Here is a 26013-nt window from a genome sequence, read left to right as displayed (position 1 = left end):
CCCCGCGCGCAGCGCTTCTGACGGGAGTTCCGTGTCCTCTTCTTCCGCCCTCGGCATCCAGCCCCTCAGCCCTCTCGACGGCCGCTACCGCGCCGCCGTCGCGGAACTGGGCGACTACCTCTCGGAAGCCGGCCTCAACCGCGCCCGCGTCGAGGTGGAGGTCGAGTGGCTCATCGCGCTGACGGACCGCTCCCTGTTCGGCACGTCCCCGCTCGGCGAGACCGAGAAGGACCGGCTTCGCGTGCTCTACCTCGACTTCGGCCAAGACGAGATCCAGTGGCTCGCCGAGCGGGAGGCGGTGACCCGCCACGACGTCAAGGCGGTCGAGTACCTCGTGCGGGACCGGCTCGCGCAGCTCGGCCTCGAGGCCATCGCCGAGCTGACCCACTTCGCGTGCACGAGTGAGGACATCAACTCCGCCGCCTACGCCCTGACGGTCAAGCGTGCCGTCGAAGACGTCTGGCTTCCCAAGCTCCGTACCGTCATCGCCGCGCTCCGTGCTCTCGCGATTCAGCATCGGGATGCCGCGATGCTGTCGCGCACGCATGGGCAGCCGGCCACCCCCACGACAATGGGCAAGGAGCTCGCGGTGTTCGCGTGGCGCCTCGAGCGCGTCGCGGCGCAGGTCGAGGCATCCGATTTCCTCGCGAAGTTCTCGGGTGCGACGGGCACGTGGTCGGCGCACCTCGCGGCGGAGCCGGATGTCGCGTGGCCCATCGTGTCGGAGGAGTTCATCGAATCTCTCGGCCTCGGCTTCAACCCCCTGACGACCCAGATCGAGTCCCACGACTGGCAGGTCGAGCTCTACGACCGCATCCGCCATGCTGGGGGCATCCTGCACAATCTGGCGACCGACGTCTGGACCTATATCTCGATCGGCTACTTCACCCAGATCCCGGTCGCCGGCGCGACGGGCTCGTCGACGATGCCCCACAAGATCAACCCGATCCGCTTCGAGAACGCCGAGGCAAACCTCGAGATCTCGGGCGGGCTGCTGTCGACACTTGCCCAGACGCTCGTGACGTCGCGGCTGCAGCGCGACCTCACGGACTCGACCACGCAGCGCAACATCGGCGTCGCCCTCGGGCACTCGCTCCTCGCTCTCGACAACCTCGAGCGCGGGCTTCGAGAGATCTCCCTCGCCGAGGATGTGCTGCTCGCCGACCTCGACGGCAACTGGGAGGTGCTCGGCGAGGCGATCCAGACCGCGGTGCGAGCCGAGGTCGTCGAGGGCCGCTCGCAGATCACCGACCCCTACGCCCTCCTCAAGGAGCTCACCCGGGGCCGACGGGTCGGCGCCTCCGACCTGGCCGAGTTCATCCGCGGGCTCGACATCGGCGACGAGGCGAAGGACCGCCTCCTTGCGCTGACCCCGGCCACCTACACCGGCATCGCGTCCGAGCTGGTCGACGTTCTCGACGAGGCGCGCCACGACGGGCACGACGAGGACTGACCTCGAGGCCCGTCCGCGGGCGCGATCAGAGCGGCGTCAGCGCTTGTCGTCACCGGATGCCGCGGCATCCGGTCGTCCGTCGCCGTCGTGCTGCTCGTCCTCAGGAAGGAGCACCGGGCGGTCGACCGTCTTCTGCACCTGCGCGGGGTCGACGGCCAGCAGCAGCAGCGACACGATCAGCAGGACGGCGATGAAGGCGACGCCCGCAGCGATCGCGGCGACCACGAGGGCCCGCTGGAGCTCGTCGCCCGGCTTCTGCTGGAAGAACCCCATCGAGACGAGGGTCACGATGCCCGTGAAGAGGGCTGCGCCGAAGGCGAGACCCAACAGCTGCACGGGCTTCATCAGATCGCGACGAGTCGGCTTGTCGGCACTCACGCGGCACCTCCCTGGTCGGATGCGGTCGGCGCGTTCTCGACGGGCGCCGGTGCACCGTCCTCGGCGACGGAGGCCCTGCGCGGCGAGAAGCCGGCGATCGCGAGATATACCGCGATGATCGCGGCATAGCCGCCGAAGATGCCGACGCCGATCGTGATGCCCGTGAGGGTGAACGAGCGACCGGCGTCTTCGATGTAGTAGTTCAGCGCGTACTGGGTGGGCACGAACAGCAGTCCGAGCCCCAGCACGATCGTGATGATGCCGATCGTGAGCGCGTCGCGGGCCTCGCCCCGCGCCTGGGCATCGGCGGAGTCGCGGAGCGCGCGGCGTGCGCGAGCCCCGGCCACCGTCTCGATCGTTCCGGCGAGGAGCGCCCACGCGATCACCGCGATGAAGAAGACGAGGGTCGTCCGCCACGCCGTCACGCCACCGGCCATGCCGGCGATGACGGTCACGATGCCGAGCAGCACCGACGGCCACCGCTGCCCCGACGGGTAGACGAGCCAGATCGAGACGAAGAACACGATCGAGGTCGCGATGGCCCAGCCGCTGAAGACCGACATGCCGACGGCGGCGGAGTGGTCGGGCGAGAACGTGATCATCACGGCCGCCAGCGCCGCGAAGACGGCGCGCGCGAGCTGCACGTGCCGCACCTCGAAGGTGCGCGGGGCAGGGGATGTTGACACGACTGACCTGGGAAAAGCGGAAGGGATGCCTCCAGTCTACGTCCCGCCTAGAGCGACCCCAGCGCCCGCTCGAGGTCGTCGATGAGGTCGTCGACGCTCTCGATGCCGACGGACAGGCGCACGACCTCGTCCGGCACCGCGAGCTCCGTACCGCGGACCGATGCGTGCGTCATCTCGTGGGGGTAGTTCACGAGAGACTCCACTCCGCCGAGCGATTCGGCCAGCTGGAAGATACGGGTCGACTCGGCGAACCTGCGCGCGGTCGGCCCGTCGGCGAGTGCCAGTGACACGATCCCGCCGAACGCCTTCATCTGACGCGCCGCGATCTCGTGTCCCGGGTGCTCCGGGAGACCGGGGTAGTAGACCTTCGCGACTCTTCCATGCCCGTTGAGGAATGAAGCGACGGATGCCGCGTTCTCACTGTGCCGCTGCATCCGGAGTCCGAGCGTCTTGATGCCTCGCGTCGTGAGGAACGCGTCGAGGGGTCCGGAGACGGCGCCCACCGCGAACTGGAGGAACTTCACCTTGTCGGCGAGGGCGTCGTCCTTCAGTACCAGCGCGCCGCCGACGACGTCGGAGTGGCCGCCGAGGTACTTCGTGGCGGAGTGCACGACGACGTCGGCGCCGAGGTCGAGGGGCCGCTGCAGGGCGGGCGACGCGAACGTGTTGTCGACGACCACGAGCGATCCCGCCTCGTGGCCGACCCGCGCGAGGCCCGCGATGTCGGTGATCTTGAGGAGCGGATTGCTGGGCGTCTCGACCCAGAGGATCGGCGCGTGGCCCTCGCCGAGTCGCGCGGCGACGGCATCGAGATCGCTCATGTCGACCACTCGCAGGCCGACGCCCCAGGGTCCGAGGATCTTCGCGAGCAGGCGGTACGTGCCGCCGTAGACATCGCTTCCCAGGAGCACGTCGTCACCCGGCTTGAGGACGGCGCGCAGGAGCGCATCCTCAGCGGCGAGCCCGGAGGCGAACGAGAACGCGCGCGTGCCGCCCTCGATCGCGGCGAGCTGCTTCTCGAGCGCCGTCCGCGTCGGATTGCCGCTTCGGCCGTATTCATACCCGCCGCGGAGACCCCCTATGCCGTCCTGTGCATATGTGGTCGAGAAATGGACCGGAGGGATGACGGCACCCGTCGTGGGATCGTAGGCCTGACCCGCGTGCACCGCGAGACTGTCGAATCCGCGCGCCGGCGCGGGGGACTCGTTGGTCGGGTCGCTCACGCATTGCTCCTTGCGCTCGGGTCGGCCGCAGCCTCGGTCATCGCGTCTATGTGGGTGTCGAGGCTGTAGCCGTGCGAAGTCATCCAGTCGTCGTCGAAGACCTTGCTCAGATACCCGCGACCGTGGTCGGGGAGCAGCACGACCATGACGGCATCCTCGGGGAGGTCGCGCGCGGCGCGCAGCGCGCCGACGACGGCCATGCCGCTCGATCCGCCGACGAGCAGTCCCTCCTCCTGCGCCAGCCGCCGGGTCATCGCGAACGACTCAGCATCACTCACGCGGTGGATCTCGTCGACGATGGTCGGATCGTACGCGGCCGGCCAGAAGTCCTCGCCGACACCCTCGACGTCGTACCCGTGCACGGGCCCGCCGGAGTAGATCGAGCCGACCGGGTCGACCCCGACGATCCGGACCTCGCCGGCCGACGCCTCCTTGAGGAAGCGTCCCGTGCCTGTGATGGTGCCGCCCGTGCCGACGCCGGCGACGAAATGGGTCACGCGCCCGTCGGTGTCGCGCCAGATCTCGGGACCCGTCGTCTCGTAGTGGCTCCGCGGGCCGTTCTGGTTGGCGTACTGGTTCGGCTTGTACGCACCGGGGATCTCGCGAACGAGGCGATCCGAGACCGAATAGTACGAGCGCGGGTCGTCGGGCTCGACGGCGGTCGGGGTGACCACGACCTCTGCGCCGTATGCCCGCAGCACGGCGCGCTTGTCTTCGGCGACCTTGTCTGGCACGACGAAGACGCAGCGGTACCCCCGCTGCTGAGCGATGAGCGCCAGACCGACGCCGGTGTTGCCGCTCGTCGGCTCGACGATCGTGCCGCCGGGCTTCAGCAGCCCTTCGCGCTCGGCCGCGTCGATGATGTTCGCGGCGATGCGGTCTTTTGCGGATCCGCCGGGGTTGAAGTACTCCACCTTCGCGAGCACGGTCGCGCCGATGCCGGCCGTGATGCGGTTGAGGCGGACGAGGGGGGTGTTGCCGACGAGGTCGGCGACGCTCTGCGCGTATCGCACGGGTATGTCCTAGGTGTGAGGCCGCGCTTCAGGTCGCGCGGGAGCTGTCGGGGTCGGTGAGCAGTGCGAAGCACTCAGCGACAACAGCGACAGGTCAGCACGAGCAAAGCGTACGCGCGCGAGGCGCGACGGCGAGCTGTGTTACGTAACATCCACGGTACGGCACCCGTCTGAGAGCGTCGATGGGACGGGCGTTGCGGCCGCGGCTTCTCATTTCTCGTCGCGTGGCCCAGGCGACTCCAGAAACGAGGGCAGGCGTTCGAGGCAGTCCTGCCACCCCTTCGCATTCTCGTCCCGCCCTTCACTCGTCCTGAAGCCGTCATGCGTGAGCCGAAGGTGCGTCCCGTCCCCGTCGGGGGAGAGCTGGATCGTGACGAAGGTCACCTCGTCCTCGCCGTCCCAACGCCACGAGTACGACAAGGCGCTCGGCGGATCGAACACGCGGTACTCGCCTGTGACGCCCATCTGCGCGGCGTCGGATGCGATCCGGTAGCTGCCGCCGAGTCGCGGGTCCGTCTCGATCGACGGCGACAGGCGAGGCGGCCAGAACCACCTCTGCAGCTCGCTCGCTTCGGTGAGTGCGCGCCAGACCCGTGCGGGGTCGGCGTCGAAGTCGCGGTCGATCGTGAGGCTCGCCATCGTCCTCTTCTATAGGAGGCACGCGGCCGGGTCAATGCGCGGCTCCATCGACGCCGAGGCGCGAGGGTCGCGCGCGTCGAGCCGGCACCGGGGGAGTCGGGGCGATGTGTCACGTGAAACGGCGGGGTCGACTCGGGTCAAGGCATCCGCAGTTCCTCCGGCTCGACGACGACGTCGACCAAGGCGCCGTTGCGCCAGAGGGTCATCTCCATCCGCCGCCCGATCGCGTGCTCGACCATCTGGCGCTGGACTCCCGTCACCGTCGTGATCGGCTGACCGTCGAGCGCGATCACGATGTCGCCGCGCCGTGCGCCGGCGTGGTCGGCGGGGCTGCCTTCGACGACGGACGAGACCTGCATGCCCTTCTGCGACCCGACCTTGGCCGCGATGGGCGGGGCGAGCGGCACCTGGGCACCCGCGACGCCGAGCCAGGCCCGCCGTACCCGGCCCTTCCGCAGGAGCGAGTCGATGATGTCGCGGGTCGTCGGGTTGATCGGCACGGCGAGCCCGAGTCCGATCCCGGCGACCGCCGTGTTGACGCCGACCATGCGCCCTCGGCTGTCGGCGAGGACCCCGCCGCTGTTTCCCGGGTTGAGCGCGGCATCCGTCTGGATGACTTCGTCGATCACTCGACCCGCACGGGTCGGCAGCGAGCGCCCGAGCGCCGACACGATGCCGGCCGTCACGCTCCCGGCGAGCCCCAGGGGATTGCCGAGCGCGACGACGAGCTGTCCGACCTTCAGCGCCGACGCATCGCCCCACGGCACAGGCGGAGGTGTCGTCCCGTCCGCGCGCAGAACCGCGAGGTCCGACAGGGGGTCGCTGCCCACGACGACGGCGGAGAGATCGGTGCCGTCGGCGAAGGCGACCGAGACCCGATCGGCGGACTCGACGACGTGCGCGCTCGTGAGCAGGTGACCGGTGGTGGAGATGACAGAAGCGCTCCCGCCGCCCGAGCCCCGCGGAGTGCGCACCGAGACGGCCGCGACGGAAGGGAGGACGGATGCCGCCACCCCCGTCACCGCACGGGAGTAGGCGTCGAGCACCGAGCCGTCGTCGTCCACGAGGCCATCTTGGATCCGCCCGACCACGCGGAGGTCGCTGTTCGCGGTGGGCGCACGGCCCGGCCATACGGCCTTAAGGAAGGTCGGCGCGATACGGGCGGAAGAAGGCGCGCAGCTCGTCGACGTACTGCTCGGGCTCTTCGAAGGCGGCGAAGTGGCCGCCGCGCGGCGCCTCGATCACGCGCACGACGTTCGCCGTCCGTTCCAGCCACGCACGCGGCGGTCGCAGGATGTCGGCGGGGTACAGCGCGAACCCCGATGGCACCCCCACCCGGCGCGCATGCTGCGCGGGCGGGATCGCCGCGTTGGCCTTGTACAGGCGCATCGACGATCCGATCGTCTCGGTGAACCAGTAGATCGAGATGTTCGTCAGGATCTCGTCCCTGGTGAAACTGCTCTCGACGTCTCCGCCGCAGTCGCTCCATGCCCGCAGCTTCTCGACGATCCAAGCGGCGAGCGCCGCCGGCGAATCGTTGAGTCCCACCGCCGCGGTCTGCGGTTTCGTCCGGTGCATCGCCGCGTAGGCGCCCTCGGTCGCGCCCCAGGCCGCGGCATCCTTCATCCACTCGCGTTCCTCGGGCGTGAGGTCGGACGGATCGCCGGGGTACACGGGGATCCCGGCGTCGGTGCGATGCACGCCGACAAGACGGTCGGGGTGATCGAGCCCGAGGTAGCGGCTGACGTGGCTGCCGATGTCGCCGCCGGCCGCGCCGAACCGCTCGTAGCCGAGCGTCGACATGAGTGCGGCCCAGAGCTCTGCGACGGCGATCGCGTCGAGCGGCGCACCCGACGGGCGCTCGGAGTACCCGTACCCCGGCATGTCGGGCACGACGACGTCGAACGCGTCGGCGGGATCACCGCCGTGCGCCGCCGGATCGGTGAGAAGCGAGACGACCTTGGTATACCGCCAGAACGAGTCGGGCCACCCGTGGCTCAAGACGAGCGGGACGACCGGCGCCGTCGGAGCCACGGCCCGCGCATGGAGGAAGTGGATGCCGAGACCGCCGACCCGCGCCCGGAAACGCGGCAGGCGATTGAGCTGTTCCTCCCGTGTCGCCCAGTCGAAGCCGTCGGCCCAGTACGCGACCAGTTCGCGCAGATAATCCGGGTCGGTGCCGTACGCCCACCCCGCGTCTTCGGGTGCGTCCGGCCACCGCGTCGCGCGGAGCCTCGCTCGCAGATCGGCGATCGCGTCGCGCGAGGTCTCGCTGCGGAAGGGCTCGATCGCGCCCGCGCCCGGCCCGCCGTACTCCAGCCGGCCCGCGGTGGTCGGGGACGAGGCATCCGTCATGGCAGTCACGCTAGCCGTCGGCCCTGACACGCGGGTGCAGCCGGGGCTCGCAGGTGCGCGATCGCGTGGAGGTCGAGCGGGCGCCTGAGTAGCATCGCCACGACGGCTGGCCACGAGGAGCTGCGCATGACCGATCGGATCGCCGGGGCGAACGACGCGTCGACGACGGATGCCTCTCGTCGACCGAGCCTCGTGCGCCGATCAGTCGGTCACGGCGCTCTTCTCCGCCGCGGGGGCCGCGGCATCCGTCGCCGCTTCGTCCGCCTCCCAGCGCAGGAGGTCTCCCGGCTGGCAGTCGAGGGCCTCGCAGAGCGCCGCGAGAGTCGTGAACCGCACGGCCTTCGCCCGTCCGTTCTTGAGCACCGCGAGATTCGCCGGCGAGATGCCGACGCGCTCGGCAAGCGTGCCGACCGCCATCTTGCGGCGCGCCATCATCACGTCGATGTCGACGACGATGGGCATCAGATCACCTCGTTGAGCTCGGAGCGCAGACGCCCCACCTCGACATCGCGGGCGATGGCCTGCGCGAGGAGCATGCGGAGGACGAGCACGACGAGGGCGACCCCAGCGATCGCCAGCGCCAGCCCGGCGATCAGCCCGACGACCCCCGGTGCGATTCCGCCCGGTGCGAGCGCTGCGGCGAGGATGAACGCGAGGACGGATGCCGTGACCACCGCGCCGAAGATGACGTCGACGTAGCGGAACGCGGCCGTCGAGAACACCGAGCCCTTGCGGACCATGCTGAGCAGCATCCAGACGCACACGGCGCTCACCTGCATCGTGAGGATGCCGAGCACGATGATGACGACGAGCGCGATTCGGCCCCAAAGGGCTTCGCCCTCGAGGTCGGCCCAGAAGAGCGGCACGATGACCGTCTGGGCGAAGAGGGAGCCGATGAGACACAGCGCGATCACGATGCGCAGTGCCGTGATGGTAATTCGTCCCATGGCGTGCTCCTGATCAATGATGTGCAATACGTGAGAAATCTATCGATTTTCGTTCGATTTCGCAATGTTATCGATCGCGACACCGACCTCGAGAACTGGGGAGACCGGTTCCCCCAATGCGCAAGGGGGTGCCGGGGCGCGCGGCACGGGGTGATGCTGTCTTCCAGCACCACTGCCGGAAGGAGCCACCATGGCATACCGCGTCGGGTACTTCGTCGGAAGCCTGTCGTCGACGTCCATCAACCGCAAGCTTTCGAAGGCGCTGATCAAGCTGGCGCCCGACGATCTCGAGTTCACGGAGATCGCCATCGGTGACCTTCCGCTTTACAGTCCCGACTTCGACCAGGACTACCCGGCGGAGGCGCGAGCTCTCAAGGACGCCATCCGCGAGTCGGATGCCGTCCTCTTCGTCACCCCGGAGTACAACCGGTCGATCCCCGGCGCGCTGAAGAACGCGATCGACTGGGCATCCCGGCCGTACGGGCACAACTCGTTCGACCACATCCCGGCCGCCGTGATCGGGGCATCGGTCGGGTCGCTCGGAACCGCGCTCGCGCAGCAGAGCCTGCGTGCGGTGCTGAGCTTCTGCAATGCGCGGCAGATGACGGCGCCGGAGGCCTACGTGCAGTTCAACGCCGACGATTACGACGACGACGGCACGGTGCGCAACGAGAGCACCCAGGACTTCCTGCGGGGGTTCATGGCGGAGTTCCGCGAGCACATCCAGCGCGTGCTGACGGTGCTTCCCCGCCAGTAGACGTCACGCGCCCAGAAAGGCAAGCGCCTCCTGCCGGAAAGCACGCGACCCCGGCGCATTGAAGTGGTGCCGGCCGGGTATCTCGAAGAAGACGCCGTGCGGCGCCGACGACGCGAGCCGTCGTGATCGCTCGAGGATCGCGTCCTCGGAGCCGGTCGCGAAGAGCACCGGCTGCTGCGGCGGTCGGGACGGGTCGGGATCGGCATCCCCCAGGCGCATGCCCTCGGCGAGCGCGACGAGCACACCCAGGTCGTTGCTCGACACGCGCTCGGCCAGCGCGATGTAGTTCTGCGTCACCCGGTCCTCGACGGGGGTCCCGTGCTCGGCGTATGCGCGTGCCTGATCGATCTTCACGCGTGCGAGGGGCCGCCCGTCGGGGATGCCGCCGAGGACGGCGCGCGACACGCGGTGCGGCGCGTCGACCAGCAGCTGCCAGCCCACCCGGCCTCCGAGCGAGTACCCGGCGTAGTGCACGGAGTCGAGCAGATAGGTGTCGAGCACCAGGAGCAGATCGCCCACGAGCGCCGACATCGTGTAGTCGTGCGGGTCATGCGGCTTGTCGCTGAGCCCGTGCCCGCGCTGGTCGACTCCGAGCACGCGGAAGCCGGCGCGCGTGAGGTCGCGCACCCATCCCGTGTCGACCCAGTTGTCGCGGCAGCTCGACGCGAACCCGTGCACGACCAGCACGGTGTCGGCCACCTCGTCGCCCCATGAGTACGTCGCGATACGGTGACCCTCCGCGGACATCACGTACTGCGGATCCGGCACGGCGGTCATCGGCAGGGCGCTCTGGGTCATGTGCCCCATTGTCGCGCCCGCACCACCGTGCTGCGCGACGAGCGCGCGGCCCGGGCTCACCGTCGCGGTGTCCATCCGGGCGGAAGCGGTCCGTCGTAGGCGGCCCGCTCGCGGTCGGCCTCCTCCGACCAGCCCTGCGCCCGCCGGGGTGTCGGGAAGGCGCCGCGGGCGACGCGGAACCCGAGATCGTCCTGGGCGAGACGCGGTGAGCCACCGCGCCGGACCGACGCGCGCACGCTCCACGCGTCATCCGCGAACCCGCCACCGCGGAAGACCCGGTAGTCGTCGTAGCGTGCGGGGTCGAGCAGGTCCCAGCACCACTCCCAGACGTTGCCGAGGGTGTCGAACAGTCCGTGGAGGTTCGGCAGCTTGCCCCCGACGTTCTGCGGAGCGCCCACGCCGTCGGCAGCCGTCCATGCGACCTCGGGCAGCGGCCCGTAGTGCGGGCCGGTGGACCCGGCCCGGCAGGCGTACTCCCACTCGGCCTCGGTGGGCAGTCGGTACCCGTCGGCCTCGACATCCCATGTGATCACCTCCCCGTCGAAGGCGTACGCGTGATCCAGGCCCTCCCACTCCGACGCCGCGTTGCAGAAGCGGATCGCGCGCTGCCAGCTCACCTCGGTCGCCGGCCGACGGGGATGGGACGCCGCTTCCCCGAGCAGCTCGGCGAGCTGGTCCTGCGTCACGGCGAAGACGCCGATCTCGAACGGCTCGAGCTCGACTGTCCACCGCGCGTTGCGTCGCGCGTCGTGGAGTGTCACGGTCCCGGCCGGGATGCGCGCGAGCTCGAGATCCCTCACGCTCTCAGTCTTGCAGGGGCATCCGGGGCTCGGATCGGCTCGCCGCGGAGGCGCGCTGCCGGTCGCCGCGCGTCTTGCGGAGGCTCGCGATCGTCGCCACCGCGATCGTGGCGGCGATGAACAGGAGCGAGAACCAGATCGGGATCTCGGGCGCCCAGATCATCGGCTCGCCGCCGTTGATGAAGGCGAGCTCGTTGACGTGCATCGCATGGAGCACCAGCTTGACGCCGATGAACGCCAGGATGACGGCGAGTCCCTGCGCGAGATACACGAGGCGCTCGAGCAGGCCGCCGATGAGGAAGTACAGCTGCCGCAGACCCATGAGGGCGAACGCGTTGGCGGTGAAGACGATGTACGCCTCGTTCGTCAGCCCGTAGATCGCAGGAATCGAGTCGACGGCGAAGAGGAGGTCCACGAAGCCGATGGCGATGATGATGAGCAGCATCGGGGTGACGAAGCGACGTCCGTCCTTGCGGACGGTGAGCTTGTCGCCGTTGTACTCATCGCTCACGGGCAGGATGCGGCGCACCAGGCCCATGAAGCGACCGTCGGCGGGATTCGACTCGCCATGCGAGAAGGCCTGCCGATAGGCGAGCCACAGCAGGGATGCTCCGATCCTCGGCGTGACAGATACACAGCCAAGGTCTCTTCCGCTCCCGGTCCGGGAACCGATGGCCCGGGACGCGCAGGCATCCGTAGTGACGAGCCGATCGTGGTGGAGTACTCCCCCTGAGGGCCCCGAGTCTAAGCGAGCGGAGTGCGGCCCACCTGAGACGTGCCCGAGACGGCTCCGCGTGCGCGTGCCGGAGCGGTGTCAGCTTCGACCCTCAGTCGGTCCGGTCGCGTTTCTGGCGTCGTCGGCAGCTGCGAGCGCTGCTACATCCCCACGGCCATGTCGGCGAAGCGGGAGAAGTGGCCTTGGAAGGCGACCGTGATCGTGTCGGTCGGACCGTTGCGGTGCTTGGCGACGATGAGGTCGGCCTCGCCCGCCCGCGGGGAGTCCTTCTCGTAGGCGGCCTCGCGGTGCAGCAGCACGACCATGTCGGCGTCCTGCTCGATCGACCCCGACTCGCGGAGGTCGGAGAGCGCGGGCTTCTTGTCGGCTCGCTGCTCCGGACCACGGTTCAGCTGCGACAGGGCGATCACCGGGCACTGCAGCTCCTTCGCGAGGAGCTTGAGCGCCCGAGAGAACTCGGACACCTCCTGCTGCCGCGACTCGACGCGCTTGCCGCTCGTCATGAGCTGGAGGTAGTCGATGACGACCATCTTGAGACCGGCGCGCTGCTTGAGCCGCCGGCACTTGGCGCGGATCTCGACGAGCGTCATGTTCGGGCTGTCGTCGATGTAGAGGGGAGCGTCGTTGATGCGGCCGCGCGTGGCGGCGATCGTGGTCCAGTCCCGGGAGTCGAGCGTGCCCTTGCGCATCGCCTGCAGGGGGATGGATCCCTCGGCGCTGAGAAGGCGCATCGCGATCTCGCTGCGGCCCATCTCGAGAGAGAAGAAGATCGTCGGCATGTCGGCCTTGATCGCGGCGGCGCGCGCGAAGTCGAGCGCAAGAGTCGACTTACCCATCGCCGGTCGCGCCGCGATGATGATCATCTGGCCGGCGTGCAGCCCGTTGGTGAGCTGGTCGAGTCCCGCGAAGCCGGTCGGGATGCCGGTCATCTGACCGTCGCGACCGCGGGCCGCCTCGATCTCGTCGACGGCGGCGTCGACCGCGATGGTCAGCGGCACGTAGTCCTCGGCGGCCTCGGCGCCGGTCACCGAGTAGATCTCGGCCTGAGCGTTGTTCACAAGGTCGAGCGCCTCGCCCTGGCCCGAGTACCCCATCTGGACGATGCGCGTGCCGGCATCGACGAGACGGCGCAGGAGTGCGCGCTCGTTGACGATGGACGCGTAGTAGCCGGCGTTGGCGGCCGTCGGCACGATCGAGGTGAGGCTGTGCAGGTAGTCGGCGCCGCCCGCCCGCTGCAGCTCGCCGTTCTTGATCAGCTCGTCGGTCACGGCGACGACATCGGTCGGCTCTCCGTGCGAGTAGAGCGTCAGGATCGCCTCGAAGATCAGCTCGTGCTTGGGCACGTAGAAGTCCGAACCCCGGAGCGTCTCGATCACGTCGGCCACGGCATCCTTCGAGAGCAGCATGCCCCCGAGTGCGCTCTGCTCGGCCAGCAGGTCGTGAGGAGGAGTCCGCTCCGGTTCGCGGTGTCCACCGAGACGCTCGTCGGAGATGTCGGCGATCGACATACGGTGTCCTCCAGGTGTGCGTCGGGCCTTGCTGTGTCGGCGCGTGGGCATGCGGCATGGACCAGGACCGAGCCCCAGCATCCGTCCCGTCCCCGCGTAAGCAGAGCACCTACCTCCGACATCCGCCTTCGGACACGGGGCACCCCACGGGCCGCACACCACGCTAGGCAGGGCCACTTGGCGTCGCAACATGACCTGTGGATAACTGTGTGGACAGTCTGCGCGAAACGCCGCACAGCCTGTGCACAGCTTCTGTGGACAACCCTTGGGATTACTCACCCGGTCGCCGATTATCTACACGTTGATCTGCGATTTTCCGTTTCACAGCCTGTGGATCCAGATGTGCTTGAAGTCGGGCTTGAAGGTTGCATCTGCTAGGCCCGGTTGTGCACAGTTCGGCATGCGTCAACGCGCCGGCGTGTCCGAAAAGCGAAGCAGACCCCTGGACACGGACGAAGTGCGCGAGTATGGTCAGGGGTCCAGGCACCCTCAGGCGGTATTCGGCAACGAATATTCCGCCCGACGATCGACGTCGCTAAAAGGAGGTGAACGTGGACGCTGCAGCACACCCCGCACGGGTGCCCGTCATCAGGCTTCTCGCCATCGGCATCGCCGTCTCGTTCGCGTACCTCCTGCTCGCACTCTTCCTGGGCTTCGGCTCGACGGATGCGCGGGCTGACGACGGAAGCGATCGAGGGGGTCTTCTGGGCGGCGTGACAGACGTCGTCAGCACCACGGTCGGCGGAGTGACCGACGTCGTGCAGGGCACGACGCAGGCGGTCACCACCACGGTTCAGCAGGTCGCGCGGGTCGCGCCTGCACCGGTGCAGCCGGTCGTCCAGCCGGTCGTCAGCACCGTGACCACCACCGTTCAGGCGGTCGTGCAGCCCGTCGCAGAGGTGACCGGCACCGGCGTGGTCGGCAGTGTCGTCCAGCCGGTCGTCGAGGTCGTGAACGCCGTTCCGGTCGTCGGCCAGGTCGTCCAGGCGGTCGGTCTCGACGAGGCGCTGACGGATGTCGCGGCCACCGCCGACACCACGGTCCACGGAGTCCTGACCACCGTCGACGACACCGCTTCGGGCCTGGGCGGAACCCGTCCGCCGCTGGTGAACGTGCCGGATGTGATCCCGCCGTTCGGCGCTCCGTCCGTCTCCCACGAGCAGTCCGCTCAAGCCGCTCTGGCCGGTGTCACGGCTGCCGGCGCGCTCGTCCCGACGTGGGCCGCTCCGGCCGTCTGGGACGTCTATACCCACGCTCTTCCCGCTTTCACCGCCATCGCGTCCGCGAGCTCGGCTGCTGCCGGCCTCATGTCGACCGGTGCGCAGGTCGGCGGCATCCTCTCTTCGGCTCTCGTTCTCGGCGTCTGCGCGCCGGGCGGGAGCTCTCCCATGGGGTCTGGCGGTGCAGGCCCCGGCGCTCTCGCGCTCGCCGCATTCGCTCCGCTCTTCGCATACCGTGCCTGGATGCGTCGAAGCGGATGGAATGACGACGTCGCGCCCCCGGCGCCCACGTACGACACCGACGTCGCTCCCGACTGAGTGAGGATCGGTCGCCCTCTGGGCGACACGACCATCCGCGCGCGCTCGCGCGCAATCCTCTCTCCAGTCAAGGAGCATTCCAATGAAGACCTTCATGTCGCGCGCCCTCTGGGCAGCGCTCATCGCCGGAGGCATCACGATCTTCGGCGCCGCCGCGGCCAACGCGGCGGAGACGAACGGTGAGGACGGCATCCTTTCGGGGACGCAGGCCATCATCGACGTCAACCTTCCGGTCACGGTGGGCGGCAACGCCGTCTCGGTGATCGGCGACTCCAGCACGACCGCCCCGGCGCCCGCGCCGGCCGCCGCCCCGGCCCCCGCTCCCGCAGCGGCCCCGGCCACCACGAGCGGTGAAGACGGCGTCGCCTCGGGGACGCAAGCCATCGTCAACGTCAATGTCCCCGTCACCGTCCAGGGCCTCGCGGTCTCCGGCGTCGGCGACTCGACGTCCGCACCGGCGCCGGCTCCGGCCGCACCGGCTCCCGCCCCCGTCACCGTGGCCGCACCTTCGACCTCGGGCGAGGACGGCATCGCCTCGGGCACGCAGGCCCTCGTGTCGGTGAACGCCCCGGTCACGATCGCCGGCAACGCGATCTCGCTCGTCGGCGACAGCACGACGACTGCGGCCCCGGCCGCGGCCGCACCCTCGGCGGGCACGCCCACCGCGGGCGCCGGCTCGGCGTGGACCAGTGGCGAAGACGGCATCCTGGGCGGAACGCAGATCCTCCCCGTCGTGAACGCGCCGATCACCCTCGGCGGCAACGCGATCTCCGGCATCGGAGACAGCAGCACGACGGCGTCGCCGGCGGCGCCTGCTGCCGCCTCGGCGCCGAGCATCGGCTCTCCGTGGACGTCCGGCGAAGACGGCATCCTCGGCGGCACCCAGGTGATCCCGGTCATCAACGCGCCCATCACGGCCGTCGGCAACGCCGTCTCGGTCCTGGGCGACAGCAACACGTCCGCCGCCCCCACCGGATCGTCGGGAGGATGGATGATGGGCTCGGCCCCCAGCATCGGCTCCCCCTCGACGAGCGGTGAGGACGGCATCCTCGGCGGCACCCAGGTGATCCCCGTCGTCAACGCGCCCATCACCGTCGGCGGCAACGCCGTCTCGGGCGTCGGCGACAGCGTCACCTCGGCCGCCCCCACCGGATCGGCAACGGCACCGACGGGCACCACGAACCCCAGCGTGGGCAGCCCCTGGACGTCTGGCGAGGATGGGATCCTCGGCGGAACCCAGATCGTCCCGGTGCTCAATCTGCCGATCACGGTCGGCGGGAACGCGATCTCCGTCATCGGAGACAGCACGACGACCGGTGCATCTCCCAGTGCACCGACTGGATCGACGGCCCCCATCGTCGGATCCCCGTGGACGTCTGGCGAGGATGGAATCCTCGGCGGAACCCAGATCGTCCCCGTGCTGAACCTGCCTGTCACGATCGGCGGCAACGCCATCTCCGTCATCGGTGACAGCACGGTCGCGGGCCCGCCGGCCGGTCCGGTGGACCCGACGGATCCCACCGATCCGACCGATCCCACCGACCCGACCGATCCGACCGATCCCACGGACCCGACCGATCCCACGGACCCGAGCGGTCCCACGGGCCCGACGGACCCGACCGGTCCGACCGGCCCCACCGGCCCGAGCGCTGACCCGACCGGTGGCGACGCCGCGATGGTCGGCATGACGGCTGCGACGGGTTCGCAGACGCTCGCAGCAACCGGGGGGGAGAGCGGGCTCGCAGGGCTCCTGCTGGGATTCGTCCTGGCCGGTGCCGGCGTGCTGTCGCTCATGCTGCGACGCCGCAACGTGTGAGCCGGGCGGCGGATCCGAGCTTGCCTGGCCCGATCCGCCCCCGCCGCGCGACGCGGAAATGCGGATGCCGCGGACTTGTCCGGTCCGCGGCATCCGTCATTCCCGGCAGAGCCGATCCGAAACGGCCCCGCCCGAGACGACGAATGCCGCGAGCCTTGGGGCTCGCGGCATTCGGCGTGGTGCGATGCGCCTTACTTGGCGGCGACCACCTGCAGGGTGATCACGGCGGTGAGGTCGTCGCGGAGGCGAACAGTCGCCTCGTGCTCGCCCACGGCCTTGATCGGCGAGGTGATGTGGATCTTGCGCTTGTCGAGCTCGCCCAGGCCGGCGGCCTTGACGGCGTCGGCGACGTCGCCCGTCTTGACCGAGCCGAACAGGCGGCCCTCGGCACCGGCCTTGACGGCCAGGCGGACCTTGTTCGACTCGAGGGAGTCCTTCAGCGCCACGGCCTCTTCGTGGACGTGGATCGCGCGCGACTCGCGGGCGGCGCGGATCGACGCCACCTGCTTCTCGCCACCGCGGGTCCAGGCCACAGCGAAGCCCTGGGGGATGAGGTAGTTGCGGGCGTACCCGTTCTTGACCTCGACAACGTCACCGGCGCTACCGAGCCCGGCGACCTCATTCGTGAGAATCAGCTTTGCCATTGCGGTGCTCCTTAGCGGCCAGCGCCGGCGTAGGGCAGGAGCGCCATCTCGCGCGCGTTCTTGATCGCCTTGGCGATCAGACGCTGCTCCTGCACCGAGACACCGGTGATACGACGGGCGCGGATCTTGCCGCGCTCCGAGATGAACTTGCGAAGCGTGGCGACGTCCTTGTAGTCAATGACGCCGACGCGGATCGCCTTCGCGGGAGCCGCGTTCTTCGCGCCCTTCCGCGGCTTGCGGCGGTCGCCGCTCGACTTTCCAGCCATGGTTGTTCCTTAGTTTTCGTGATCGGATGCCTCGGCCAGAGGCATCCGGAATCTGTTCTCTGAGATCGAACGGCTCAGAACGGGGTGTCGTCGCCGTAGGACGTGCCCGGCGCGCTCCACGCATCGGTCGAGCCGGCGCTGGAGGACGAACCGGGGGTCGCCCACGGCTCGTCGGCGACCTGCGGACGGGACTGTCCGCCACCGCCGCCGCCACCACCGGCCGCGCGCGTCACCTGAGCCGTGGCGTAACGCAGCGACGGGCCGATCTCGTCGACCTCGAGTTCGATGGAGGTGCGCTTCTCGCCCTCGCGCGTCTCGTAGGAGCGCTGCTTGAGGCGACCGGTCGCGATGACTCGCGAGCCCTTCGTGAGCGAACCCGCGACGTGCTCGGCGAACTCGCGCCACACGCTCGCACGGAGGAACAGCGCTTCGCCGTCCTTCCACTCGTTCGCCTGGCGGTCGAAGTTGCGCGGCGTCGACGCGATCGTGAAGTTCGCGACGGGGAGACCGTTCTGCGTGTACCGCAGTTCGGGATCAGCCGTGAGGTTGCCCACCACGGTGATGATCGTCTCGCCGGCCATCGTCGTTACGCGTCCTGCTTCGCGGGCTTCGCGGGGCGGGCTGCCTTGCGGGCGGCCTTCTCCTCGGAGCGCTTGGCCTCGGCAGCGACCATAGCCTGCGCCTCTTCGGCACGGAGGACCTTGGTGCGCATGATCTGCTCACTGAGGTTCAGCTGGCGGTCGAGCTCCTGGGTCGCGGCGCTGGTGGCCGTGAAGTTGACGACGGCGTAGATGCCCTCGTTCTTCTTCTGGATCTCGTAGGCGAGACGGCGCTTGCCCCAGATGTCGACGTTGTCGATCGAGCCACCATCAGCGGTGATGACCTTCAGGAACTTGTCGAGGCTCGGGGCGACCTGGCGCTCGTCGATCTCAGGGTTGAGGATGACCATGAGTTCGTACTGGTGCGTCACTTACCCACCTCCTTCGGACTAGAACGGCTGACGGGCATTTCCCGACAGCAGGAGGGTGTGTTGCACGTGTCCGGAGTTCACGCAGGACGACCCGCGTGCGGACAACCCTCCTATGGTACCGGATGCCGGGGGCCAGCCCGAATCGTTCTCCCAGCCGCGCAGAGCGACGGATGCCTAGGGTGGACGCATGGCCGAGGCATCCGTCGCTCCTGACGCCGACCGGGTCACCCGGGCGCTCCGCGCGGTGGAGCTCGCCTGCCTCGCCCTGGGGGTGCTGCTCATCGGGGTGCTGCACGTCGTCGCGCCGACCAACGGCATCGATCCGCTGCGCCTCACGATCAGCCAGTACGGCCGGTCGCCGCTCGCGGCGGAGTTCGTTACCGGCGTCATCCTCATCGCCGTCGGCTCGGCCGCGACTCTCGTGCTGCTGGTCCGTACGGGCGTGTGCCGCCCGCTGTCGGTGCCGAGCGTGGGGATGGCTCTCTGGGTGCTCGGGATGCTGGGGGTCGCCCTCTTCCCGAAGGCCGACTGGGCGGCGGGGGCGACGTGGGTCGGGTATCTCCACCGCAGCGCGTCGGTCATCGCATTCCTCGCGCTGCCGATCGCGATCCTCGCGCTCGCGGCGCGGGAGGCCCGTCGCCGCGGCCGACTGCGGCGCGACTCGGGCTTCGATCACCGCCTGCTCACGATGGCGCTCGTGCTCGGCTCGGCGATCCTCCTGGCGATCGTCGTGGCGGGAGTGCTCATCGCCATCGCCGAGTCCACCGGCACGCCGTGGTGGATCCTCTTCCCGATCGGGCTCGGCGAACGCGTCCTCGTCGGCGCCGAGCTCGTCGCACTCGGCCTCGTCGTCGTGGCGCTTCGCGTCCCGGGCCCCCGGCCCGCACGGGTAGCGTGACACGAATGGAGTGGACGGCGGATGTCGCGGTCGGCGACTGGATCCGCGAGCGGATCGACGACCCCTGGCGGGGCACGATGCACGACGTCGTGCCGAGGGGGTTCGAGGCGTACGCACGGGTGTTCCATCCCGTCGAGCGGGAACGACCCGTCGGGCGCGACTGGCCTCCGCTTCCCTACTCCTCGCACCGGCGGGAGTGGGAGGCGTTCCAGCTGGCGAACCCCCGGTTCGAGGCCGAACGGGTGACGTGGCGACAGGCGGCCGAGGCCTTCGGCACGACGATGCACGTGCTCGCGCAGTGGCACCATCTGGCCGACAAGTTCCAGGAGGTGCCCGGAGAGGACGGACCGAGGGATGCCGCGGGCTGGCGCTACGGCCGGCCGGCCACAGGTCAGCTCGCCCCGGACCTCGTTGCGATGGTGGCTTCGACGCTCGCGCGGCACACGACCACCCCCGCCGACGGGTTCGTCGCCGTGTGGGAGGGCTGGGGCGGGCTCGTCGGCGCCCTGGGCTACGGACCGTCGCGCGCGCTGCTCACCCTCTCGGCCACCGACACTCCGCGCGACGCGATCGAGGCGCGCCACGTCGACTTCCTCGAGCACTCGGGGCGCGATCAGCTCAACAACGCCTTCCGCAAGCCGACGTGGCAGGAGGGCATCCTGTCCGACGAGGTCTCACGCGGCCCGCGCCTGCGCCTTCCCGGCCGCGACCACGTGCTGTTCCGCGGGGGCGTCTCGGAGCTCGCCGACCCGACGTGGGTGGAACACGTTCCGTGGCGCGACCGGGAGTCCGAATCGGCCGGGTTCGGCGCGTCGGCGGAGTCGCCCAGCCTCGTCTGGCCCGACGATCGGGCCTGGGTGCTCGTGAGCGAGGTGGACTACGACTCCACGCTCGTGGGCGGCTCGCACGCCCTCGTGCGGGCGCTCTGCACCGACCCGGGCCTGGAGGCGCTGCCGATCCGCGAAGGCGCCGACCTCGGCTGGGACGCCGACGACGTCAACCGGTAGAGAGGCGCTCGGCCGGGACCCTGGCTCCGACTCCTCGCTATCACGACTTGGGTGTCGAGTGAAGGAGGTGTGGCCGACCGCGGGCCTGCGTAACGTGTGACCCACGCGCTGTTCCGCACGACCATCGAGGAGGTCCGATGGACGAGCCCGTGACCGAGACGCTCGGGACGAGCGAGAGCCACACACCGTCGACGGAGGCAGGGGGCGAGCCGCCCACCACGACCTCGTCGATCCCGGAGATCAGCTTCGACGAGCAGCTGTATCCTGCCCGGCCCCGACGGCTGAGGCCACGGGATCAGCTGCGCCGCAGCAACCTGCGGCGGATCTCGACCGATCCGCGGAGCGCGATCGGCACGAACCCCTCGTACGTCGAATGGCTCGTGCGCCAGTCGATGCTCAAGGACTCCGACGTCCTCAGCCGGCAGCTCTCGGGGCAGCCCAGCATGTGGCGCAACCCCTACGCCCGTCCCGACGCACGCCGGGCGATCGAGACCGCCGACGTGTGGTTCACGGCCTACCCCATCTCGCTCATTACACGTCAGGGGCAGTCGTTCCTCGAGGCGCTCGGCCAGCAGGAACTGTGGGACGCCTTCCAGGCCATCGGGATCAACGCCGTGCACACCGGGCCGGTCAAGCGTGCCGGCGGCATCCTCGGGTGGCAGGAGACGCCGAGCGTCGACGGTCACTTCGACCGCATCTCTACCCAGATCGACCCGCTGTTCGGCGATGAAGAGGCGTTCCGCCGGCTGACCGACGTCGCCGACGCGCACGGCGGCAGCGTCATCGACGACATCGTCCCCGGACACACGGGCAAGGGCGCCGACTTCAGGCTCGCCGAGATGGGATTCAAGGACTACCCCGGGATCTACCACATGATCGAGATCCCGCCCGAGGACTGGCATCTCCTTCCCGACGTGCCACCGGGGCGCGACGCCGTCAACCTCGACCCCGCGACCGAGCGGGAGCTCGCCGATCGCGGCTACATCATCGGCGAGCTGCAGCGGGTCATCTTCTACACACCGGGCGTGAAGGAGACCAACTGGAGTGCGACGGATGCCGTGACCGGCGTCGACGGACAGGCTCGGCGCTGGGTCTACCTGCACTACTTCAAAGAGGGCCAGCCCTCGATCAACTGGCTCGATCCGACGTTCGCGGGTATGCGACTCGTGATCGGCGACGCCCTGCACTCGCTCGGCGACCTCGGGTCGAGCGCTCTCCGCCTCGACGCCAACGGGTTCCTCGGCGTCGAGAAGAGCGCCGAGGGGATGCCGGCCTGGTCGGAGGGGCACCCGCTGTCCCACGCGGCGAACCACATCATCGCCGGCATGGTGCGCAAGGTCGGCGGCTTCACCTTCCAGGAGCTCAACCTCGCGATCGAGGACATCCGCGACACGGGCGCCGTCGGCGCCGATCTCTCGTACGACTTCGTGAGCCGCCCGGCCTACCAGCACGCCCTCGCGACCGGCGACACCGAGTTCCTCCGCCTCGCCCTGCGGCAGTCGCTCGACCTCGGCGTCGAGCCAGTCGGGCTTGTCCACGGACTGCAGAACCACGACGAGCTGACCTACGAGCTCGTGCACTGGGCCGCCCAGCACCGCGAGGACGTCTTCATCTTCCGTGGCGCCGAGGTGACCGGCGAGGAGCTCGCCGAGCAGATCCGGGCCGACCTCACGGGGAAGCTCACCGACTCCTCCGAGCTCAATATGGTGTTCACGCAGAACGGCATCGCATGCACGATGGCTTCACTCATCGCGGCGACGCGCGGCGCGACGACCGTCGACGACGTGTCGGACGAGGAGGTCGCTCCGATCCGGGACGCGCACCTTCTGCTGTGCAAGTACAACGCCTGGCAGCCCGGCGTCTTCGCCCTCTCGGGATGGGATCTGACCGGCATGCTGACGCTCCCGCGCGAGCAGGTGAGCGACCTCATCGCTCGCGGTGACACCCGCTGGATCGAGCGCGGAGCGCACGATCTCGTCGATGCGGCGCCGGAGGCCGAGCGGTCGGCATCCGGCATGCCGCGCGCGCGGTCGCTCTACGGCTCGCTGCCCGCCCAGCTGGCCTCACCGGAGTCGTTCGCGTCCCGCCTGGCCGAGATCATCGCCGTGCGGCGCGAGCACTCCATCGCCGTCGCAACCCAGATCGACGTGCCCGACGTCGCCCATCCGGGCATGCTCGTGCTCGTGCACCGGCTCGACGGCGCGGGCGACGAACTGCCTGTCCTTCAGCTGACGGTGCTCAACTTCACGGACGAAGAGGTGACGGGGACCGTGCGCAGCGACCAGCTCGAGGCGCGCTCCGATGTCATCGATGCCGTGAGCGGCGAGGTCATCGCCCGCGTCGACGACCTCCAGAGCTTCCCGCTGCACCTCGAGCCCTACGGCGGTCACTTCCTGCTCCTGCGACCCGAGGTCGTCGAGGAGGGGCCGGAAGACGAGGATGCCCCGGCCGGCGAAGCCGGCTGACCCGGTGCGGCGACGCTAGCGTGGGCGCATGACGCTGGACGCGGCATCCGTCCCCTTCGACGCCCGCCCGCTCACCGAGCCCGTCGATCGGGCGACGGTGCGGAACTACGCCGCCCGGCTGCGCGCCGCGAGACCGGCGGGAAGCGGCTTCGGTGCTGCCTCCTCGATCATCGCCGTGGTGGTCGTGGTGTTCGTCGTCGTGGTGTTCGGCGGCGCGTTCCTCACGATGTTCGTGTCGATCTTCGCGAGCATCGCCGCGTCGGGCGGCGCCTCGGCGCCGGGCACGGCCCTCATCGCCGTCGCTCCGCTCGTGATCGTGGCGATCGTCACCGCGCTCGCGATCATCGGGATCGTGGCCTCCCTCCGGCTGCGCGACGAGCGCTGGTACCGCCTCGGCCGGTTCGCGCAGGCGAACCGCATGACCTACCTGCCCACCATCGGCAGCCCGGCGCTCCCCGGCATGATCTTCGGCATCGGCAGCGGAAGGGAGGCCACCGATGTCGTCCGCGGCGAGCGCCCGCGGTTCGTCGAGTTCGCCAACTACCGGTACACGACGGGCTCGGGCAAGAACAAGACGACCCACCGGTGGGGGTACGTCGCGGTCAAGCTCGACGTGCCGCTGCCCAACATCGTGCTCGATGCGACGGGGAACAATTCGCTCCTGGGCACGAACCTGCCGGCGAGCTTCGACCGCGCGCAGCGACTGCGCCTCGAGGGAGACTTCGATGAGCACTTCGCGCTGTACTGCCCCGAGGGCTATGAAAGAGACGCGCTGTATCTCTTCACCCCCGACATCATGGCCCGCTTCATCGACAACGCGGCGGCACTCGACGTCGAGATCGTCGACGACTGGCTCTTCTTCTACGGACGGCGCGACTTCTCGACGCTCGATCCCGCGACGTGGGCGTGGCTCTTCTCCGTCGTCGGCGCCCTCCTGGACAAGCTCACGCAGTGGGCGCGCTGGCGCGACGAGCGTCTGCAGGCGCAGGTCACTCCCTGGGTGACGGATGCCTCGACCGCCGGTGCTGCGGCCTCCCTCCCGTCCGCGGATCCCGCCTCGACGGATGCGGTCGCCGCGCCGGGGGCTACGCCCTTCGCCGCGCCCGCTGGCATGCTGCGGCCGCCGCCGGGAGTGGCGCCGCAGGGCCGCCGTCTCAACCGGCGGGTGTCATGGGTGACGATCGTCGCGATGGTCGTGATCATCGGCATGTGGCTCCTGAGCCAGACGGGCCTCTGGGGTCTCATCTTCCGCTAACGAGTCCGTGCGGTCCGCGTCACCCGCCCGTCGACGCCGCGTCGACGGCAGTTCAGCCGGCCGCTACCGAGGAGGAGTCGGCTGGAGTCGCCTCGATCGAGGCATCCACCGACCGATTCCGGAGTCCATCCAGCATGTCTTCCCCGCGTATGAAGCCGCGCACGCGCACGCTCGCGTTCATCGGCGTCGGGGCGCTCGCCGCCGCGACGCTCGTCTCGACCGGTGCCGTCGCCGCCGGCATCGTCACCGACCCCCACCGCATCGACGGCGATCAGACCAGCGCCGTCCAGCAGGCCATCGTCAACGGTCCTGCCAAGAACGTCATCCTCCTCATCGGCGACGGCATGGGCGACTCCGAGATCACGGTCGCCCGCAACTACCAGTACGGCGCCGCAGGCGAGCTTCCCGGCATCGACGCACTGCCCCTCACGGGCTCGTACACGACCTATTCGATCTACAAGGACGGCCCTCAGCGCGGCCTTCCCGACTACGTGCCGGACTCGGCTGCGACGGGCACCGCGTGGGCGACCGACAGCAAGACCTACGACAACGCGATCTCGGTCGATATCGACGGCCAGGCGCTCCCCACCATCCTCGAGGTCGCCAAGGCCAACGGCATGCGCACGGGCGACGTCTCGACCGCCGAGATCCAGGACGCCACTCCCGCCGTGCAGGTCGCGCACGTCGATGCGCGCTCCTGCTACGGCCCCGACTCCGCCAGCTGCGGCGACGACGCCCTTGCGGCGGGCGGCCTCGGCTCGATCTCGGAGCAGCTGCTCAACACCCGCCCCGACGTCGTGCTCGGCGGCGGTCTCGCGAGCTTCCAGCAGACCGCGAAGGCGGGTCAGTGGAGCGGCAAGACCCTCCTCGATCAGGCGGCCGACCGCGGCTACTAGGTGGTGACGGATGCCGCGGGCCTCGCGTCCGTCTCGGCTGCGGACCAGTCCGCGCCCGTCCTCGGCCTCTTCACGCCGGGCAACTTCCCGACCCGCTACGCGCCGACCACCGCCACCGTCGGCGGCGCCAACACGCCCACGACGTGCACGGAGAGCCCCGACCGGCTTCCCGAGGAGCTGTCGCTCGCCTCGCTGACCTCGAAGGCGATCGACCTCCTCTCGGCGAAGGCGAAGGGCGGAAAGGGATTCTTCCTCCAGGTCGAGGGCGCCAGCATCGACAAGCGCGACCACTCGGCCGACGCCTGCGGCCAGATCGGCGAGACGATCGACCTCGACGAGGCGGTGCAGGTCGCGCTCGAGTACGCGAAGCAGAAGGGCGACACGCTCGTGCTCGTGACCGCTGACCACGCGCACACGAGCCAGATCGTCGACTCGACGCCTCCGACGTCGCTCTCGACGGCCCTGACGACGGTCGACGGCTCGGTCATGAAGATCTCGTACGGCACGGCCGCCGCGGGCGGTTCGCAGCAGCACACCGGATCGCAGGTGCGCATCGCCGGCTACGGGCCTGGCGCGGCGAACATCGTCGGGCTCACGGACCAGACCGACACCTTCAACACGATCACCGACACGCTCGGCCTGAACCTCGACACGGCCTCGCTCAGCACGAAGGCGAAGCTGAAGCCGGGCATCAGCGGTTCCGGTGACACCGTCACGATCACGGGCACCGGATTCGACGGCGACCGTCAGGTGAACGTGGCGTTCGGCAGCGAGACCAGGCAGGTCGATGTCATCAACGGCACCATCACCGTGACGTTCACGGCGCCCGACGCGAAGCTCGTGAAGGTCGTCAACGTCATCGCGAAGGGCCTGCAGTCAGGCGTCGTCGCGAAGACGGCGTATGCCGTGCACAAGTAGGCGGTTCACGCGGAACGGCCGGTCCCGTGCGGGGCCGGCCGTTCTCG

At 69.6% G+C, this 26013-nt stretch carries 25 protein-coding genes and 2 pseudogenes; 10 read left to right on the top strand and 17 right to left on the bottom strand.

The window, feature by feature from the left end; all coding sequences use genetic code 11:
• The first annotated feature begins 31 nt into the window (after positions 1 to 31).
• On the top strand, positions 32 to 1453 hold the full coding sequence (purB, locus tag G5T42_RS05515; protein WP_165126560.1) for an adenylosuccinate lyase: 1422 nt from the start codon (positions 32 to 34) through the stop codon (positions 1451 to 1453).
• Between the two features lie 36 nt (positions 1454 to 1489).
• On the opposite strand, the gene G5T42_RS05510 is transcribed toward purB, so the two are convergent.
• The 9 genes from G5T42_RS05510 to G5T42_RS05470 form a co-directional block, all read right to left on the bottom strand.
• On the bottom strand, positions 1490 to 1831 hold the full coding sequence (locus G5T42_RS05510) for an amino acid transporter (RefSeq protein ID WP_165126557.1): 342 nt from the start codon (positions 1829 to 1831) through the stop codon (positions 1490 to 1492).
• The gene (locus G5T42_RS05505) at positions 1828 to 2517 is read right to left on the bottom strand and encodes an acyl-CoA synthetase (protein ID WP_165126554.1); all 690 of its coding nucleotides are present in this window, start codon (positions 2515 to 2517) and stop codon (positions 1828 to 1830) included. The genes G5T42_RS05510 and G5T42_RS05505 overlap by 4 nt, the downstream gene beginning before the upstream one ends.
• A gap of 47 nt (positions 2518 to 2564) precedes the next feature.
• Positions 2565 to 3740: a cystathionine gamma-synthase gene (locus G5T42_RS05500; protein WP_165126551.1), complete on the bottom strand. Its 1176-nt coding sequence runs from the start codon at positions 3738 to 3740 to the stop codon at positions 2565 to 2567.
• The gene (locus G5T42_RS05495) at positions 3737 to 4753 is read right to left on the bottom strand and encodes a cystathionine beta-synthase (RefSeq protein ID WP_165126548.1); all 1017 of its coding nucleotides are present in this window, start codon (positions 4751 to 4753) and stop codon (positions 3737 to 3739) included. The genes G5T42_RS05500 and G5T42_RS05495 overlap by 4 nt, the downstream gene beginning before the upstream one ends.
• A gap of 210 nt (positions 4754 to 4963) precedes the next feature.
• Positions 4964 to 5392 carry an SRPBCC domain-containing protein gene (locus tag G5T42_RS05490; protein ID WP_165126545.1) on the bottom strand — a complete coding sequence of 143 codons (429 nt, stop codon included), beginning with the start codon at positions 5390 to 5392 and terminating at the stop codon, positions 4964 to 4966.
• A gap of 137 nt (positions 5393 to 5529) precedes the next feature.
• Positions 5530 to 6456 carry a trypsin-like peptidase domain-containing protein gene (locus G5T42_RS05485; RefSeq protein WP_165126542.1) on the bottom strand — a complete coding sequence of 309 codons (927 nt, stop codon included), beginning with the start codon at positions 6454 to 6456 and terminating at the stop codon, positions 5530 to 5532.
• Positions 6457 to 6529: 73 nt separating this feature from the next.
• Positions 6530 to 7747 (bottom strand): epoxide hydrolase family protein, encoded by a 1218-nt coding sequence (locus tag G5T42_RS05480; RefSeq protein ID WP_165126539.1) that lies wholly within the window; start codon positions 7745 to 7747, stop codon positions 6530 to 6532.
• Positions 7748 to 7948: 201 nt separating this feature from the next.
• Positions 7949 to 8209: a helix-turn-helix transcriptional regulator gene (locus tag G5T42_RS05475; RefSeq protein WP_165126536.1), complete on the bottom strand. Its 261-nt coding sequence runs from the start codon at positions 8207 to 8209 to the stop codon at positions 7949 to 7951.
• Positions 8209 to 8694 (bottom strand): DUF2975 domain-containing protein, encoded by a 486-nt coding sequence (locus G5T42_RS05470; RefSeq protein WP_165126533.1) that lies wholly within the window; start codon positions 8692 to 8694, stop codon positions 8209 to 8211. The genes G5T42_RS05475 and G5T42_RS05470 overlap by 1 nt, the downstream gene beginning before the upstream one ends.
• A 190-nt stretch (positions 8695 to 8884) precedes the next feature.
• Between G5T42_RS05470 and G5T42_RS05465 the strand changes: the two genes are divergently transcribed.
• Positions 8885 to 9451 (top strand): NADPH-dependent FMN reductase, encoded by a 567-nt coding sequence (locus tag G5T42_RS05465; RefSeq protein ID WP_165126530.1) that lies wholly within the window; start codon positions 8885 to 8887, stop codon positions 9449 to 9451.
• A gap of 3 nt (positions 9452 to 9454) precedes the next feature.
• On the opposite strand, the gene G5T42_RS05460 is transcribed toward G5T42_RS05465, so the two are convergent.
• From G5T42_RS05460 to dnaB, 4 genes and pseudogenes are all read right to left on the bottom strand, one after another.
• Positions 9455 to 10249, bottom strand: a complete 795-nt coding sequence (locus tag G5T42_RS05460; RefSeq protein ID WP_165126527.1) for an alpha/beta hydrolase — start codon at positions 10247 to 10249, stop codon at positions 9455 to 9457.
• A gap of 56 nt (positions 10250 to 10305) precedes the next feature.
• Entirely contained in the window at positions 10306 to 11049 is a 744-nt protein-coding gene (locus G5T42_RS05455) for an SUMF1/EgtB/PvdO family nonheme iron enzyme (RefSeq protein ID WP_165126524.1), read from the bottom strand.
• Between the two features lie 4 nt (positions 11050 to 11053).
• Positions 11054 to 11662, bottom strand: a pseudogene (locus G5T42_RS05450) (TerC family protein); the annotation flags it as partial.
• 263 nt (positions 11663 to 11925) lie between these two features.
• Positions 11926 to 13293 (bottom strand): replicative DNA helicase, encoded by a 1368-nt coding sequence (dnaB, locus tag G5T42_RS05445; RefSeq protein ID WP_165126521.1) that lies wholly within the window; start codon positions 13291 to 13293, stop codon positions 11926 to 11928.
• A 551-nt stretch (positions 13294 to 13844) separates the two neighbouring features.
• Here dnaB and G5T42_RS05440 point away from each other — a divergent pair.
• Positions 13845 to 14831: a hypothetical protein gene (locus G5T42_RS05440; protein WP_165126518.1), complete on the top strand. Its 987-nt coding sequence runs from the start codon at positions 13845 to 13847 to the stop codon at positions 14829 to 14831.
• 82 nt (positions 14832 to 14913) lie between these two features.
• Positions 14914 to 16647, top strand: coding sequence for a chaplin family protein (locus G5T42_RS05435; RefSeq protein WP_206535714.1), 1734 nt, complete (start codon positions 14914 to 14916; stop codon positions 16645 to 16647).
• A 191-nt stretch (positions 16648 to 16838) separates the two neighbouring features.
• Here the strand turns inward: G5T42_RS05435 and rplI are convergent, their stop codons facing one another.
• The 4 genes from rplI to rpsF all read right to left on the bottom strand — a co-directional run bounded on the left by rplI (position 16839) and on the right by rpsF (position 18527).
• Positions 16839 to 17291, bottom strand: coding sequence for a 50S ribosomal protein L9 (gene rplI, locus G5T42_RS05430; RefSeq protein WP_165126515.1), 453 nt, complete (start codon positions 17289 to 17291; stop codon positions 16839 to 16841).
• 11 nt (positions 17292 to 17302) lie between these two features.
• Complete coding sequence (gene rpsR / locus G5T42_RS05425; RefSeq protein ID WP_133541417.1) at positions 17303 to 17557, bottom strand: 30S ribosomal protein S18; 255 nt, start codon at positions 17555 to 17557, stop codon at positions 17303 to 17305.
• A gap of 74 nt (positions 17558 to 17631) precedes the next feature.
• The gene (locus tag G5T42_RS05420) at positions 17632 to 18138 is read right to left on the bottom strand and encodes a single-stranded DNA-binding protein (protein WP_165126512.1); all 507 of its coding nucleotides are present in this window, start codon (positions 18136 to 18138) and stop codon (positions 17632 to 17634) included.
• Positions 18139 to 18143: 5 nt separating this feature from the next.
• Positions 18144 to 18527 carry a 30S ribosomal protein S6 gene (rpsF, locus tag G5T42_RS05415; protein WP_165126509.1) on the bottom strand — a complete coding sequence of 128 codons (384 nt, stop codon included), beginning with the start codon at positions 18525 to 18527 and terminating at the stop codon, positions 18144 to 18146.
• A gap of 187 nt (positions 18528 to 18714) precedes the next feature.
• Between rpsF and G5T42_RS05410 the strand changes: the two genes are divergently transcribed.
• The 6 genes and pseudogenes from G5T42_RS05410 (at position 18715) to G5T42_RS17585 (ending at position 25966) form a co-directional block, all read left to right on the top strand.
• Complete coding sequence (locus G5T42_RS05410) at positions 18715 to 19425, top strand: DUF998 domain-containing protein (protein ID WP_165126506.1); 711 nt, start codon at positions 18715 to 18717, stop codon at positions 19423 to 19425.
• Positions 19426 to 19430: 5 nt separating this feature from the next.
• Positions 19431 to 20432, top strand: a complete 1002-nt coding sequence (locus tag G5T42_RS05405) for a hypothetical protein (RefSeq protein ID WP_165126503.1) — start codon at positions 19431 to 19433, stop codon at positions 20430 to 20432.
• A 137-nt stretch (positions 20433 to 20569) separates the two neighbouring features.
• Positions 20570 to 22897 (top strand): maltose alpha-D-glucosyltransferase, encoded by a 2328-nt coding sequence (gene treS / locus G5T42_RS05400; protein WP_165126500.1) that lies wholly within the window; start codon positions 20570 to 20572, stop codon positions 22895 to 22897.
• A gap of 28 nt (positions 22898 to 22925) precedes the next feature.
• Positions 22926 to 24152: a hypothetical protein gene (locus tag G5T42_RS05395; protein ID WP_165126497.1), complete on the top strand. Its 1227-nt coding sequence runs from the start codon at positions 22926 to 22928 to the stop codon at positions 24150 to 24152.
• Positions 24068 to 25480 (top strand): annotated as a pseudogene (locus G5T42_RS17590) (alkaline phosphatase); the annotation flags it as partial. The gene G5T42_RS05395 and the pseudogene G5T42_RS17590, both read left to right, overlap by 85 nt.
• 54 nt (positions 25481 to 25534) lie before the next feature.
• Positions 25535 to 25966 (top strand): IPT/TIG domain-containing protein, encoded by a 432-nt coding sequence (locus tag G5T42_RS17585; RefSeq protein ID WP_347104459.1) that lies wholly within the window; start codon positions 25535 to 25537, stop codon positions 25964 to 25966.
• Positions 25967 to 26013 lie beyond the last annotated feature (47 nt).

Origin of the sequence: Microbacterium sp. 4R-513 (assembly GCF_011046485.1) — a bacterium.
Classification (GTDB): Bacteria; Actinomycetota; Actinomycetes; order Actinomycetales; family Microbacteriaceae; genus Microbacterium.
The sequence above is the reverse complement of the archived record's forward strand: the minus strand, read 5'-3'. Positions and strand labels throughout refer to the sequence as shown.